The sequence below is a fragment of the Paenibacillus hebaui genome (genome assembly GCF_051934385.1).
Taxonomy (GTDB): domain Bacteria; phylum Bacillota; class Bacilli; order Paenibacillales; family Paenibacillaceae; genus Paenibacillus.
Window position 1 is genome coordinate 18419 of sequence record NZ_CP196836.1, and the last position, 13419, is coordinate 31837.

General features: G+C 45.0%; 16 protein-coding genes. 14 read left to right on the forward strand and 2 right to left on the reverse strand.

Features of this window, described 5'->3' with window-relative positions:
- Window positions 1-87: 87 nt before the first annotated feature.
- Complete coding sequence (locus ACR32F_RS00070) at window positions 88-612, reverse strand: hypothetical protein (protein ID WP_440115037.1); 525 nt, start codon at window positions 610-612, stop codon at window positions 88-90.
- Between the two features lie 329 nt (window positions 613-941).
- On the opposite strand from ACR32F_RS00070, the gene ACR32F_RS00075 reads away from it, so the two are divergent.
- From ACR32F_RS00075 to rsmI, 13 genes are all read left to right on the forward strand, one after another.
- Window positions 942-1148, forward strand: coding sequence for a hypothetical protein (locus ACR32F_RS00075; RefSeq protein WP_440115039.1), 207 nt, complete (start codon window positions 942-944; stop codon window positions 1146-1148).
- 55 nt (window positions 1149-1203) lie between these two features.
- Window positions 1204-1389 (forward strand): sigma factor G inhibitor Gin, encoded by a 186-nt coding sequence (locus ACR32F_RS00080; RefSeq protein WP_440115041.1) that lies wholly within the window; start codon window positions 1204-1206, stop codon window positions 1387-1389.
- Window positions 1390-1854: 465 nt separating this feature from the next.
- A complete protein-coding gene (locus tag ACR32F_RS00085; RefSeq protein WP_440115043.1) occupies window positions 1855-3672 on the forward strand; it encodes an aminotransferase class I/II-fold pyridoxal phosphate-dependent enzyme in 1818 nt (605 codons plus the stop codon).
- 477 nt (window positions 3673-4149) lie between these two features.
- Window positions 4150-4500, forward strand: a complete 351-nt coding sequence (locus tag ACR32F_RS00090; protein WP_440115045.1) for a CidA/LrgA family protein — start codon at window positions 4150-4152, stop codon at window positions 4498-4500.
- Window positions 4470-5162 (forward strand): LrgB family protein, encoded by a 693-nt coding sequence (locus tag ACR32F_RS00095; RefSeq protein ID WP_440115047.1) that lies wholly within the window; start codon window positions 4470-4472, stop codon window positions 5160-5162. Before ACR32F_RS00090 ends, ACR32F_RS00095 begins: the two co-directional genes overlap by 31 nt.
- Window positions 5163-5387: 225 nt before the next feature.
- Entirely contained in the window at window positions 5388-6035 is a 648-nt protein-coding gene (tmk, locus tag ACR32F_RS00100) for a dTMP kinase (protein ID WP_440115049.1), read from the forward strand.
- 63 nt (window positions 6036-6098) lie between these two features.
- A complete protein-coding gene (locus ACR32F_RS00105; protein WP_017691391.1) occupies window positions 6099-6428 on the forward strand; it encodes a cyclic-di-AMP receptor in 330 nt (109 codons plus the stop codon).
- Window positions 6429-6778: 350 nt separating this feature from the next.
- Complete coding sequence (locus ACR32F_RS00110; protein ID WP_440115051.1) at window positions 6779-7222, forward strand: YaaR family protein; 444 nt, start codon at window positions 6779-6781, stop codon at window positions 7220-7222.
- Window positions 7223-7231: 9 nt separating this feature from the next.
- Window positions 7232-8203: a DNA polymerase III subunit delta' gene (gene holB / locus ACR32F_RS00115; protein ID WP_440115053.1), complete on the forward strand. Its 972-nt coding sequence runs from the start codon at window positions 7232-7234 to the stop codon at window positions 8201-8203.
- Between the two features lie 117 nt (window positions 8204-8320).
- Window positions 8321-9121 carry a PSP1 domain-containing protein gene (locus tag ACR32F_RS00120; RefSeq protein ID WP_440115055.1) on the forward strand — a complete coding sequence of 267 codons (801 nt, stop codon included), beginning with the start codon at window positions 8321-8323 and terminating at the stop codon, window positions 9119-9121.
- Window positions 9122-9149: 28 nt separating this feature from the next.
- Window positions 9150-9518: a DNA replication initiation control protein YabA gene (gene yabA, locus ACR32F_RS00125; RefSeq protein ID WP_440115057.1), complete on the forward strand. Its 369-nt coding sequence runs from the start codon at window positions 9150-9152 to the stop codon at window positions 9516-9518.
- A gap of 97 nt (window positions 9519-9615) precedes the next feature.
- Window positions 9616-10383: a tRNA1(Val) (adenine(37)-N6)-methyltransferase gene (locus ACR32F_RS00130; RefSeq protein WP_440115059.1), complete on the forward strand. Its 768-nt coding sequence runs from the start codon at window positions 9616-9618 to the stop codon at window positions 10381-10383.
- Window positions 10384-11268, forward strand: a complete 885-nt coding sequence (gene rsmI, locus ACR32F_RS00135) for a 16S rRNA (cytidine(1402)-2'-O)-methyltransferase (protein WP_440115061.1) — start codon at window positions 10384-10386, stop codon at window positions 11266-11268.
- A 241-nt stretch (window positions 11269-11509) separates the two neighbouring features.
- On the opposite strand, the gene ACR32F_RS00140 is transcribed toward rsmI, so the two are convergent.
- A complete protein-coding gene (locus ACR32F_RS00140) occupies window positions 11510-11764 on the reverse strand; it encodes an AbrB/MazE/SpoVT family DNA-binding domain-containing protein (protein WP_024633700.1) in 255 nt (84 codons plus the stop codon).
- Window positions 11765-12080: 316 nt separating this feature from the next.
- Between ACR32F_RS00140 and ACR32F_RS00145 the strand changes: the two genes are divergently transcribed.
- Entirely contained in the window at window positions 12081-13358 is a 1278-nt protein-coding gene (locus ACR32F_RS00145) for an HD domain-containing protein (RefSeq protein ID WP_440115064.1), read from the forward strand.
- The last annotated feature ends 61 nt before the right edge of the window (window positions 13359-13419 follow it).

Sequence of the window (13419 nt, forward strand, 5' to 3'; positions counted from 1 at the left end):
TGTTCCTACTGGAGGGATGAACAAAATTAACTATTTATGTATTACAGGTATCAAATGTAGATTGATTATGGATAAAGGTTAAGACAGTTATTGCAAGTAATAAGAGACGTCTTGCTCATTAAGTTTGATCAATCCGTCCTTACGTTCGCGGGAAAGAGCAAGGACAACATACAGACGTGGGGCAAGTAGCCACAGATGCCAGAAAATCAGTGAAAACGTGAAGGACAAGGGTGACCAGATTAAACAAACCGTAATGATGCACAAACCAATCCAGCTCATATTAAGATGTACCCGGACGAACATACGATAGCTGAAATGTTGGTCTGGGATGTATCCAAACCATGGCATATGAAGATTCCAGCGCCAACGTCGTGCATAGGAGGTACGCACCAAAAGTAATATGGTTCTGGCAATGACATAATGAATCCAAAGAGTAATCGGGCCTGCCAGGATAAAAAAGAAGAGGCCGGTCCAGGAGAATGCCAATAGGTTAAACAAAAGCATAATAACAGGCAGAGACAAATAACTATAAATGACACTGCGAGCAATAGTCTTTTTTTTCAGAAGCCGGTATTGATAAAATGTAGCTTTATTCTCCGGTTCGGCGATCATACGATTACAAATCCTCCTTCTGGGATCACGTTCATTTGTAAAGGGATATTCGTTTACTTTGATAAAGGGGTAGATCATGTAGAGATGTGTGTATATGAACCTTGTATGCCACTCCAGAATGATGTACAAGATATGGAGAGTAGATGGATCTTATACAAGTATACCTTTGAACACTCTGGCTGTCAGGTTCTGATGGTGATGTATTATATATCGGCTGTAAATCCAAGATTTTTTAAGATTATAGAATATAAAGTTTTCAGAGGGGGCGAGGGTGGAGATCATCACAGGAAAAAGGCATTCAAGTTCAGACTATCGGGGAGAGTACATAGATGGATGTTTTTAATAGTAGAGGAAGATACAATCTATGGAGCTGCTACTATGAGATGCAGAAAAAAGAAAGCCGCTACATGCAGTCTGTCCGGCTGAAATATATAGCTTTAGGCATTTTTGTTATGTTTCGTTTCGGTACAGACACCCAATGGGTGGTAACCGAATATGTATATTTTATAGAAAGAAAGCACTATGAAAAGGTTTAAAATAATAGAAACTGTGCAATACTGATAGTAAACGTAAAACAAGGTGGGATGGTTGATGGAAGGACACGCCGAACACACATGCATTATCTGCGAACAGAGAAAAAGAGAAGGTATTTTTATCGTATCCGAATTTATATGTGACGCTTGCGAAGCAGAAATGGTTCATACCGATGCACAGGATGCCAAGTACAATTATTTTATTCATCAGATGAAACAGATTTGGGTGCAGAAGAACGCATAAAGAACATACGTTAAATAATATCAGTGAAAACATCACATGGAATGGTGTCGATGTGTAAAAAGGCCCGAGGGGCCTTTTTCTGTTTTGTGCGCTTCGGGAAGCTAGGCACCACACTAGTCAGTGAAGGTCTGGTCGAGGTATGAGCCAAGTCGTCTCGTAGCTGACCGACAACTGGTGGAAGAATCCGAGGGTAGAAGCCTTGTGACAATTTATATTAGGAAGGCATGAGCATGGGGTTAGATAAGTTACAGGATAGTGAGGATGTTGTATCAATGTGTGATCGAATGTAATTGTGGGCTGAGAAATCCTGATATAATAAAATATGAAGTGTAATTATTCAATATGATTCAGATTTCGGATGCAGCCGATCATGATAGAATGATCAGGGTGAGGGACACCTTATATAATAGGAAGAGAATGGTATAGCCAGTATTATAATATATGAATGTACAGGATGGATAAGCTATGGAACATAAACCAAATACCGCACCTTTATATGAAGCGTTGCTTACTTATCGTGATTCAGGGCAACGTTCTTTTCATGTACCTGGGCATAAGAATGGGCAAGTCTACCGAAGTTTGATGGAGGGAATGGAGAAGCAGCGTCCAACGGAACGAATAGTGGATAAGCACGAAGATATGGAATGGGTTGATCCACTGGTGGGACGGGCTGCCCCTGAAGAGGAAGAGAGCAACACAGCCATTTGGGGACGAGGGAAGGACATCGGGATTGGAGAATTTCCGGCCGTGGAAGGTGGACAGTCAGAAGCAGAGCTTGTACCCGTGAGTTCTTTCCTGGAGATGATGCAAATGGATGTTACGGAGATTACAGGAACAGATGATCTACATCATCCCGAAGGTGTTATTCAGGAGGCGCAAGAGCTGGCGGCGGATTGCTTTGGTGCTGAGGAGAGTTTCTTTCTTGTGGGTGGTAGTACGGCGGGCAATCTGTCATTACTCCTGACGGTGTGCGATGAGCCGAATAGCATTGTACTGGTGCAACGCAATGTACATAAATCGGTGATTCATGGATTGATGCTGGCTGGTGCAAAAGCTGTATTTCTGGAGCCATGGGTTGATCCTGCGAGTGGACTTGCGGTCATACCGTCGATGGAGACGGTGAAGGCTGCTGTCCAGACGTATCCTGAGGCAAAGGGAATACTCGTCACGCTGCCCAATTATTACGGTATGGGCGCTGATCTGACGCCCATAGCCGAGGTGTGCCACGAGGCTGGCATGCCATTGCTCGTAGATGAAGCACATGGCGCGCATTATGGACAGCATCCGGAGCTGCCTGTCTCTGCACTGTCCTGCGGAGCAGACGGTGTAGTGCAGTCGACGCACAAGATGCTGTCGGCTTTCACCATGGGTGCCATGCTGCACATTCAGGGACCACGGTTGAACCGGTCCCTGCTTCGGCAGCGCCTGGCCATGGTGCAAAGCTCAAGCCCATCATACCCTGTGATGGCTTCGCTTGATTTGGCGCGCCGTCTGCTGCATGTGCAGGGCGCGGACACCTTCACGGCGGGGCTTGCCGCCGTGAGCGCCTTTAAGTGCGGCCTCGCGGAGCTGCCGCGCTTTCAGTTGCTGCAGCCTGCGCAGCCGCTGCAGCAAGAGCAGCCAGCCGGGGCGGAGCCGGCTGGCGGGCATGCCACGGGCACCGCTGTGCCAGGGCGGCCCGAAGCACTGTCCGTGGCGGCGATGCCATCGGCCGCGGGTTATACCGCTCAGGACCCGTTTAAGGCCGTCATTTATGACGGCACAGGAGTGCTGAGCGGTTATGGGCTGCAGCAGCAGCTGGAAGCATGCGGCTGCGTGCCCGAGATGAGCGACGAACGGTACGTCGTCTTGCTCTTCAGCCTGGGCTCTACGGTGCAGGATGCCCAGCACCTGTTGCGCGCTTTAGACCATATCAGCTCTGCCAATGGGTATGAGCAGGTTCAATCCAATACAGAGCCATCACAGCAGCTTGCGAAAGGCTCAGCGCAATATATTTCCACGTGGAACAATTCTCATGAAGGTGATCCTTTCTCGGAGCCTATCTCTTTTACATTACAGCCCATTTTGGAGAAGGATACGTTAAAATTCCCGCTAGAAGAATGTGCCGGTCATCTTTCTGCCGAGATGGTTATTCCGTATCCTCCAGGGATTCCTCTCGTATATCCTGGCGAACACATAAGTCCAACCATTGTGGCACGTATCAAGCTTTTGCGGGATATAGGTGCAAGGTTTCATGGGGTGTCCGATAGTTCTTTGTATTCATTGAAAATCTTGAGGAATTAAATGAGAATATGAAAAATCGGGATTCTATCTACGCAAGAGAGAGTCCAGAAGGCTATGAACGATAAAGTTAATCGAACCCTACACATGAGGGTCTCTTGGTCATTGATTTACTTGCTTGCTGTTATAATGGACGCACAACATACTGTTATATATTTTGAAGTAAACTTTTATACGATAACGGAGAGGTCAGAACCAATCTGGAGAAGCGAAGTGCTCGCCTAAAATCTTTCTGAAAGAAAGCTATATCGAAAACATACGCTTTCCTGGCTTTCCACTTAAAAAAGGGATGAAAAAATCTGGTGATAACAGCGATCGGAAGAAGGTTTTGACCGCGAAGTGGTCCTGTGTAAAATCATTGTTGAACTTATATAGATAGACATAAGGAAAGAAGGGACATCTTTGGTTATTCCGCTAAAAAAATATACAGGAATAGTCCTGCAAGTCATATGGATGTATGGCTTCTATTGGATAGGAAACATGATTCAAGCCATACTGGATTTGCCTTTAACAGGTAGCATTGTTGGTATGCTGTTATTGTTTGTCATTATTCAACTCGGATGGATCAAAATAAGCTGGGGCGAAGAAGGTTCGTCATGGCTTCAAGCTCATCTGCAATTGCTGTTCATCCCTCCTACTGTGGGCATCATTAATCATTTTGATTTTTTCAGAGCTAATACATTATTGCTTGTTCTGGGATTGATCGTCAGCACATTAATCACATGTCTGTTGTCTGCCAAAATAAGTGAATGGCTCATGGCGTGGAGAGCGGCGCATCAAGGCAAGAAGGAGGCGATCGCATGTCGACATTCATCCTCGGAATTGGAATGATTGCTCTAACCGTTTTAATATATTCTCCAGCAACTCATTTATATAAAAAGTTGAAATGGCCCATACTTATGCCTGTGTTAACATCGACTGCGGTCCTTGTGTTGATCTTGCTGGTATCCGGTATAAAGCTTGATACGTACATGCTTGGTGGCAAATGGATACAGGAACTCCTGGGTCCAGCGGTTGTATCTCTTGCTTTTCCCTTATCCAAACATATCGATGTGCTGAAGCGGAATGTAATCCCGATTGTCGGTGGCACGATTGGAGGCAGTATTGTTGGTATGGCTACAGGGGCCTTATTGGCTATTACATTGGGTTATCCGAAAGAGACGGTCATTGCATTATTGCCAAAGTCCATTACTACACCCGTCGCCATTCAACTTGCTGATCAAGTGGGAGGAAATTCATCTTTTACTTCTTTATTTGTAATGATTGCCGGTTTTTCGGGGATATTACTGGGGCCGATGCTTTTGAAATGGTCCAGAGTTCAAAGCAAAAATGCGTATGGCATCGGACTTGGCTCGGCTTCTCATGCACTCGGCATGGCAAGATCCTTTGAGTATGGTGAGAACGCGGTAGCCTTGAGTTCCGTATCCATGATCATCAGTGCCATTGCCGGATCTGTCATGCTTCCATTATGGGTATGGATCATTTACGGTTGAACGCTTCGCTTCGTATAAAAAATCACAGGAATAGCTGACCGCTAACGCCTGATCATGTATAGTAATATAGAAAGAAGCTTGTACAATACTCGAACTGATCTATCCAGACTCATGAATATACACCTCTAGGCGGGTTATTTCATAATCTGGAGTATGAAAGGATCGAGATCATATGGATCGCAACAGAAATAGATGCAATTATTGACATAGAAAGCAGGGAAGCATATGCAAGGCAGAGGTAAATTCATTACGTTGGAAGGAGGAGAGGGTTCCGGCAAAACAACGATGATCAGCCAACTGGGTTCTTACTTTGAAGAACAGGGTATACCTCATGTAGTTACTCGTGAACCTGGTGGGATTGAGATTGCGGAAAAAATACGAGCCATTATCCTTGACCCTCTTCACACGGCAATGGATGCGCGAACCGAAGCACTGCTCTATGCAGCTGCACGCAGCCAACATCTTGCGGAAAGGGTTGAGCCAGCCCTGAAGGCCGGGAAAATGGTCATCTGTGACCGATTCGTCGATAGTAGTCTGGCCTATCAAGGATACGCACGCGGACTCGGAATCGAGGACGTATGGGCCATTAATCGGTTTGCCATAGGTGATCTGATGCCGGATGTTACACTCTATCTGGATATCGAGCCGGAAGTAGGTCTCGCCCGGATTGATGCCCATGATGGACGGGAGATTAATCGTCTGGATCTGGAGAGTCTGGAATTCCACCGTAAAGTACGCGAGGGCTATTTTCTCTTGAAGGAGCAGTCTCCCGAACGGATCAAGATCATTGATGCTTCTCACAAGCCTGAGGATGTCTTGGCAGCTATGATTTTGTCGTTAGAGTCAGGGATTTTGAAGGATTTTGACGAGTAATTGTCTAATATATAGACAGAGCAATTCACAAGAATGCTTAATATTTGAAGGAGGTTATGCAGGATGAAACTGATTGTTGCGATTATACAGGATAAAGACAGCAACCGATTATCCAGCGCATTGGTCAAAGCAAACTTTCGGGCAACGAAATTGGCCAGTACCGGTGGATTTTTGAAGGCAGGCAACACGACGTTTATGATCGGTGTCGATGATGGTCAGGTCGAGTCCGTTATGAACGTCATTCGCAGCAGCTGTAAGGTTCGTGAACAGCTCGTGACTCCGGTCACGCCGATGAGTGGAACAACCGACTCTTACCTGCCGCTACCTGTTGAAGTTCAAGTAGGCGGAGCTACCGTGTTTGTTCTCCCGGTAGATCGCTTCGAACACTTTTAATTGAGCAATTTGCATATATTCAATGAGCGTTTTTCATTACCGATAGCGTTTGGAATCAAATGATACAAAAATAATTTATTCGGAGTCCTCGGTGGACTTATGATGCGCCCTTCTTGCTTACAGAAATCGGTGCTCTCTGTTCGGATTAGCAATTTATCTAAAACAGGGAGAAGTTGCACTCTGGACAGAGATTGTTTAACTAACTAACCAATTAGTCCGTTATGATGATAATGATCTACTATTATATAGAGTGTGATTCAGTCATACATTAAGGTCTCCTCCACGCACAGGCGCAGCGCGCACTGTGCTGATGGGCGATTGGCCTACTAAGATAGAAAGCAGGCGTTTCCATGAAAATCAACCCTGGATTCCGACCGATGCAGAGTGGGCTCAGTTCTTCTGATTCCAGCTCCAAACCGGTTCAATCCAAAAATTTCTCTGATATGATGAATCACCAGGGTGAAAGGGCATCACAGGCTGAACTTACCCGCCGTTTAAGTGAGATCCAGATGCAGGGTGATCGACTATCTCGCTCCATGACGATTCGTGAACTGAAAGCATACAAGCAACTTGTTAAAAGGTTTTTGGAAGAAACGGTCCGTCGCGGTGTGTCCATGAAAGAGACTAGAGGATGGGATCGCCGGGGAAGAGGGAAACGGTATAAGTTAATCGATGAGATTGACTCTGCCTTATTATCTATGGCTGATAATCTGTTGGAGACAGAGGAAGGCAAGATTACGCTATTACAACAAGTAGGAGAAATTCGGGGAATGCTTATTAATTTAAGCTTCTGAGGAGGAAGTATGTCCTTTCAACAAATTATGGGTCAGCAGGCTGCCAAGAAGATGTTGCAGAGCAGCTTGAGACGTCAGGCCATAAGTCATGCTTATTTATTTAGCGGACCAACGGGCAGTGGACAATTGCAGACGGCGATTACATTCGCCAAGGCAATATTCTGTACAGAACTTGAAGATGATGCCTGCGGACATTGCCTTGAATGTCGCAAGGTGGAACATGGTAATCATTCAGATCTAACGATGCTCGCACCAGATGGGAATAACATTAAAATTGATCAAATTCGGGATCTGCAGCGTATCTTTTCATACCGTTCAGAGGCGGGTCACCCTAAAGTATATATCATAGAACAAGCAGAGAAAATGACTGTACAGGCAGCTAACAGTTTGCTGAAATTTCTGGAAGAACCACAGGTACCTGCAGTTGGTATTTTAATCACGGATAATGGACAGGCGATGCTGCCCACCATTCGTTCGCGATCACAACTGGTTCCTTTCAGTGCCCTGAATCCGGAAGAGATGCTGCAATCGTTAATTGTAGAAGGGCATCCTGCCAATCTGGCTCGCTCTGCCGTCCATTTAGCGTCAGGACTGGAAGCATGTAGAGAAATTCTCCAGCAGAATTGGTTTGCAGAAATTAGAAACGTAATGTTACAATTGGGGAAGGAGTCCCTGGGTAGAGGAAGTACATCATTGATCTCTGCACAGCAGAAGATTTTTAAAACCGGACTCTCAGAACACCTGGATATTATGCTTAGTCTTTTCCATTTATGGTTCAGGGACATGCTGTATGTCCAGTACGGTAGGCATGAACATATCGTTTTTATAGATCAGTTGGACATGCTGTCTCAGTTGGCACATACTCGCAGCACAGAGCAGTGGGTCTCCTATATGGATTTGGCCGCGGCATGCAGAAAAAAATTGCGTTTCAACGTCAATGGCCAGCTTTGTCTGGAGCAATTTTTGATCGGTTTAGCATAAGGCTGGGAGAGGACTGATTTTGTTCCAATCATATGCAAACGGTTATAACTTCGGTGGGTTCCCTAAGAAGACAGGGCTTCAGACGAAGTGGGATTGGCTTACGAGGGGGTTAATTTTTTGTACAGTGTAGTGGGTGTCCGTTTCAAAAAAGCGGGCAAAATTTATTACTTCGATCCCTTGGACCTTCCCATTGAGAAAGAAAACTGCGTTATCGTGGAGACAGCGCGGGGGGTAGAGTACGGTAAGGTTGTCGTTGGTAAGAAAGAAGTAGGCGAGTCCGATGTGGTGTTGCCGCTTAAGAAAGTCATCCGGGTAGCGGGCGAGATAGATGCGCGTGTCGTAGATGAGAATAAGCGTGCAGCAAAAGAAGCATTCGGTACTTGTTTAAATAAAATCAAAGACCATGGCCTCAAAATGAAGCTGGTCGATGTGGAATTTACGTTTGATCGCAATAAAATTATTTTTTATTTTACAGCTGAAGGAAGAGTTGATTTCCGGGAGCTCGTCAAGGATCTGGCAAGCATTTTCCGGACACGGATCGAACTGAGACAGATCGGTGTACGCGATGAAGCGAAGATGCTTGGAGGAATTGGACCATGTGGTCGTGTTTTATGTTGTTCTTCCTGGCTGGGAGACTTTGAGCCGGTATCAATCAAAATGGCTAAAGATCAGAGCCTGTCACTGAATCCGACGAAAATATCCGGGTTGTGCGGAAGACTCATGTGCTGTCTGAAATTTGAGCATGATAACTATGAAAGTGTGAGAGAAGAACTGCCGGCTGTAGGCAAGTTGGTCGTCACCTCTTTGGGTGAAGGAAAAGTTGTCGGAATCAATGCAGGTAGTCGCACAGTCCATGTTCAACTGTTCGACATCAGTAAAGTCAAAGAACTTCCGCTGGATGACGTCGTTATCAAGTAAACCATAAAGGTTGCTTCGGGGTGGAAACTTGGAAAAGAAAAATCTGTTTACGCACATTCATGAGATGGAAACCCAATTGGGTCAGTTGCACAGTGATTTAGGAGAGTTAAAAATGATTGTTAAGGAGCTGCTTGAGGATAATCAGCGGCTTACCATTGAGAATGAGCAGTTACGCAAGTTGCTGAAGCGTGAAGCTCCGGCAGATCTGCCCATCTCATCTGCACTGGCACCGGTAGCAAGACCAGCGGGTCCAGCTACGGGTGAAGATGTTGTAGGTGAAGGGTATGATAACTTGGCTCGGCTGTATCACGAAGGATTCCATATCTGCAATGTCTATTATGGGCATTTGCGGACGGAAGGTGATTGTCTGTTCTGCCTGTCTTTTCTGAATAAATGAAGTGACCGTAGGGGCTCCCTACGGTTTTTTTTCAAGGTTACGAACTTTAACAAACTATGTTTACAAGATATAGATTACCGGAGGATGAGCGCACCAAATGACGGATGAAGTAATATTACATGAGTCGGAGCGGATCGATGATCTGCTCTCTCACGATTTGAAGATTATTCAAAGTGATGAAGTGTTTAGTTTTTCGATGGATGCCGTATTATTGGCCCGATTTGCTTCGGTACCCAAGCGTGGTCGTGTACTTGATTTATGTACAGGTAATGGGGTAGTTCCCATTTTGCTGACGACACGTACACAGGCTAACCTGGAAGGCATTGAGATTCAACCTCGATTGGCTGATATGGCACGACGCAGCGTACAACTGAATGCATTAGGTGAGGCTATTACGATTCGTGAAGGTGACTTGAGAGAACTGGTGAAAGAGACGGGTCACGCTGTATACGATGCCATAACGGTTAATCCCCCGTATATGCCGCTGAATGGCAGTGATCTCAAGATGAATACACATCAGGCGATGGCACGTCATGAAATCGGATGTACCCTGGAGGAGGTAATTCAGGCTTGTAATCGTCTTGTACGCAATGGCGGTAAAGTATCCATGGTTCATCGTCCGCAGCGTCTTGGCGAAATCATCTCCCTGATGCGCGAGTATAAACTGGAACCAAAACGGATTCGGATGGTACATCCCCGTGCCCATCTGGAGGCTAATATGGTGTTGATTGAAGCAATGAAGGATGGAAAGCCTGAAGTACGGATGCTTCCACCATTGATTGTCTACAATGATGAGGGGAAATACTGTGAGGAAATCATGGACATTTATTACGGGGCACAACGTACAGCGGAAGGAGGGCTTTAAGTGACATTGCATGTTCAGAAAAGCTATGCGGAGCAACCTGGTGACACGGGGAAATTATATTTGGTAGGAACGCCAATTGGTAATCTGGAGGATATGACATTCAGAGCGGTCAAGACATTGCAGAGCTGTGATATTATCGCAGCAGAAGATACACGTCAGACACGTAAGTTGCTGACCCATTTCGAAATTACACCATCCATGCTATTCAGTTATCATGAGCATAATAAGGCAGCAAGTGGACCTGAACTGATACGCTATATAATAGAAGGAAAAAATTTGGCGCTCGTCAGTGATGCTGGTCTGCCGGCTATTTCGGACCCTGGTTCTGACCTTGTCAAACTTGCGCTTGAAGCTGGGATCACGGTTATTCCCATCCCTGGAGCCAATGCAGCATTGTCTGCGCTGATCGTATCCGGTTTACCGACGGAACGCTTCACATTCGGCGGTTTTTTGCCGCGGGAGAAAAAGGATATGCGAAAAGTGCTGGAGGCGTTTGATGAATCCAACGGTACGTTGTTATTTTATGAATCACCTCATCGTATTCGAAAAACATTAACTTATCTTGAGGAGATTCTGGGTGATCGATCTATTGTGCTTGCGCGTGAACTGACGAAACGTCATGAGGAATTCGCAAGAGGAACTATACAGGAGTGCATAGATTGGCTTGAGGAACACCCGCCGCTTGGTGAATATTGTCTCTTGGTCGAAGGCATTAGGGAAGAGGAGCGCAGGGCTGAGCGTGAAGCTTGGTGGCAATTGTTATCTTTGGAGGATCATGTGAGCCATTATGAGGCGGAAGGGCGTAGTCGCAAAGATGCAATGAAGAAAACGGCAACGGATCGTGGTTTGACCAAGCGCGACGTCTATAATGCTTTAATTGAGTAACACCCAACCTTAATGGAATATGAAAAGGAGCAGAGCGGAATTAAAAATGTAGCGAACATTCACCGCTCGCTCTCTTCTGGTTGGAGTGAACACAATCGATTATCGACCTTTTGGTTAATGTAACCAATAATAGGAAAAAAAATAACCTTCCAGCGGTGGGGTTCACACCGGGAAGGTCAATAAGGAATATAAAAAAAGGTTAGAAATAACAATTTAATAAGTCCATTATACCTGAAGTTTCTTATTTTGTCACAGGTGCAGGGATTTCGGAAATACATTCGTTACAAACAATTTTACCTTTGAAGTAAGTAACGTTCTCTGCATTACCACAGAAGATACAAGCTGGCTCGTATTTTTTCAACATGATGCGCTCGCCGTCAACATAGATCTCCAGAGCATCTTTTTCACCAATACCGAGCGTACGGCGCAATTCAATTGGAATAACTACCCGTCCCAGTTCGTCCACTTTTCTTACAATACCTGTTGATTTCATCATTATAATCAGTGCTCCTCTCAGTTAACTATCTTTGTCATTATTCGACATTATTTTATGTTTTATGATAACCATCATACCAACGATTCCCAAAACAGTCAACCTTAAAATTAGCTTAAAATTAAGGGTGTTTTTGTTAAGATTAGGGGCGGTAAGGGATTGGCAGCATTTTTTCGTATTTAAACATCAATGTAAGCTTTGTCGATTTGGAAAACAACAAAACTTCTTTATTCGACAAGATTCGTCAAAATATGTCGAATCCTTGGTGATAGTATACTAGGAAGCGACAACACAAAGGAAATCAAAGGAGTGAATAGACATGGAACAGCGTTTAACGGAAGAAAAGGTGTTTAAAGATCCGGTACATAATTATATCCACGTGCAAGATCCGATTATCTGGCAGTTGATTAATACGCCCGAATTTCAGCGTTTACGTCGTATTCGTCAATTGGGTACTTCGTATCTTACTTTTCACGGCGCAGAGCATAGCCGCTTCTCACATTCCCTGGGTGTTTACGAAATTACGCGCAAGATTATTTCCCAATTTGAAAGAAGTCATTATTCAGATTGGCCGAGGGAGGAAAAGACCGTAGCCCTTTGCGCAGCGTTGCTGCATGATCTTGGACATGGACCGTTCTCTCACTCTATAGAAGAAGCTTTTGACATGAATCATGAGGATTGGACTTGCCGTATCATTACAGGCGATACCGAAGTAGGGGCGATCTTAAGACGGTATGCTCCCGACTTTCCAGAGAAAGTTGCTTCTGTTATTCAAAAAACGTATGAGCAGCCGATTGTTGTTAATCTGGTGACGAGTCCACTTGATGCGGACCGAATGGATTATCTGCTCAGGGATGCTTACTTTACAGGTGTAAACTATGGAACGATCGACCTTGATCGTATCCTGCGTATGCTGCGTCCATATCACGGACGAATCGTGGTTAAGGAGTCGGGCATGCACGCCGTGGAGGATTACTTAATGTCCAGGTACCAGATGTACTGGCAAATTTATTTCCATCCGGTTACCCGAAGTTCGGAAATTATATTGCGGCAAATATTTAAACGGGCGAAAGAGCTTATACAGCAAGGGTTCCAATTCCGCTTCTTGATCGATCCTCTGCCTCAGTTATTCCAAGGAGAACTATCGGTGGATGAATATTTGCAACTGGACGAGGCTTTGATTCAGACGGCGTTTATGCAGTGGCGCAAAGAGGACGATGCTGTTCTGAGTGAATTGTGCGAACGTTTTATGGATCGCAAATTATATAAGTATGTTGAGCTTGAACAGATCGACTTAAGCATGATTGAAGAGATTCGGGAAGCCTTTATTAAAGCAGGTCTCAATCCCGAGTATGATCTTGAAATTGATTTTCCAACAGATAACCCGTATGATGTGTTTCGCCCGAATGAGTCGACGGATAAGCAGATTCTCCTGCTTGATCGGCAGGATAAGTTACATGAGTTGTCGGAAGTCTCCGATATTGTCCGTTCAATCAGTGGTCTTCATCGGGGAAAACATCACTTGTATTATCCGCAAAATAAGGTAGATCCGATTATTCATGAATTACCGTCCCATATTCGCCCCTACTTCTCATAATAGGTCCAACTCTAATGATGAATATGCATGCAAAAGGCTTTCTAAAAGAGCTATTTTCCAT

Bases quoted from the DNA above. Each gene is read 5' to 3' on its own strand.
- ACR32F_RS00070 (WP_440115037.1), bottom strand. From the start codon at position 612: ATGATCGCCGAACCGGAGAATAAAGCTACATTTTATCAATACCGGCTT.
- ACR32F_RS00075 (WP_440115039.1), top strand. From the start codon at position 942: ATGGATGTTTTTAATAGTAGAGGAAGATACAATCTATGGAGCTGCTAC.
- ACR32F_RS00080 (WP_440115041.1), top strand. From the start codon at position 1,204: ATGGAAGGACACGCCGAACACACATGCATTATCTGCGAACAGAGAAAA.
- ACR32F_RS00085 (WP_440115043.1), top strand. From the start codon at position 1,855: ATGGAACATAAACCAAATACCGCACCTTTATATGAAGCGTTGCTTACT.
- ACR32F_RS00090 (WP_440115045.1), top strand. From the start codon at position 4,150: ATGATTCAAGCCATACTGGATTTGCCTTTAACAGGTAGCATTGTTGGT.
- ACR32F_RS00095 (WP_440115047.1), top strand. From the start codon at position 4,470: ATGTCGACATTCATCCTCGGAATTGGAATGATTGCTCTAACCGTTTTA.
- tmk (WP_440115049.1), top strand. From the start codon at position 5,388: ATGCAAGGCAGAGGTAAATTCATTACGTTGGAAGGAGGAGAGGGTTCC.
- ACR32F_RS00105 (WP_017691391.1), top strand. From the start codon at position 6,099: ATGAAACTGATTGTTGCGATTATACAGGATAAAGACAGCAACCGATTA.
- ACR32F_RS00110 (WP_440115051.1), top strand. From the start codon at position 6,779: ATGAAAATCAACCCTGGATTCCGACCGATGCAGAGTGGGCTCAGTTCT.
- holB (WP_440115053.1), top strand. From the start codon at position 7,232: ATGTCCTTTCAACAAATTATGGGTCAGCAGGCTGCCAAGAAGATGTTG.
- ACR32F_RS00130 (WP_440115059.1), top strand. From the start codon at position 9,616: ATGACGGATGAAGTAATATTACATGAGTCGGAGCGGATCGATGATCTG.
- ACR32F_RS00140 (WP_024633700.1), bottom strand. From the start codon at position 11,764: ATGATGAAATCAACAGGTATTGTAAGAAAAGTGGACGAACTGGGACGG.
- ACR32F_RS00145 (WP_440115064.1), top strand. From the start codon at position 12,081: ATGGAACAGCGTTTAACGGAAGAAAAGGTGTTTAAAGATCCGGTACAT.